This is a genomic window from Alkalihalophilus lindianensis (assembly GCF_032843265.1).
Lineage (GTDB): Bacteria > Bacillota > Bacilli > Bacillales > Bacillaceae_D > Alkalihalophilus > Alkalihalophilus lindianensis.
Genome location: NZ_JAWJBA010000198.1, coordinates 1 through 280, shown reverse-complemented (window position 1 = coordinate 280; position 280 = coordinate 1). Strand labels below are relative to the sequence as shown.

1 protein-coding gene is annotated in these 280 nt (G+C 49.3%); it reads left to right on the top strand.

Going from position 1 to position 280, the window contains the following annotated elements; genetic code table 11:
- Nucleotides 1-280, top strand: a 280-nt coding sequence (locus RYX56_RS21905; RefSeq protein ID WP_500660623.1) for a diacylglycerol kinase catalytic domain-containing protein, incomplete at both ends; no start/stop codon positions are given.

The window sequence follows — 280 nt, the reverse complement described above, 5'->3', positions numbered from 1 at the left end:
ATCTAGCCTTAAATGAATCGACCGTGAAAAGTCTGGAAGGTACCCTTGTCATTGATGTGGAAATCCGCGGAGAGCATTTCGAACGCTTTCGCGGTGATGGCCTATGCGTGTCCACTCCTTCCGGCAGTACTGCTTATAATAAGGCACTCGGCGGTGCGATTATTCACCCGTCCATTTCCGCGATTCAGGTTGCGGAAATGGCCTCAATTAATAATAAAGTGTTCAGAACAATAGGCTCACCGCTCATTCTTCCGGCCCACCATACATGCCTGCTGAAACC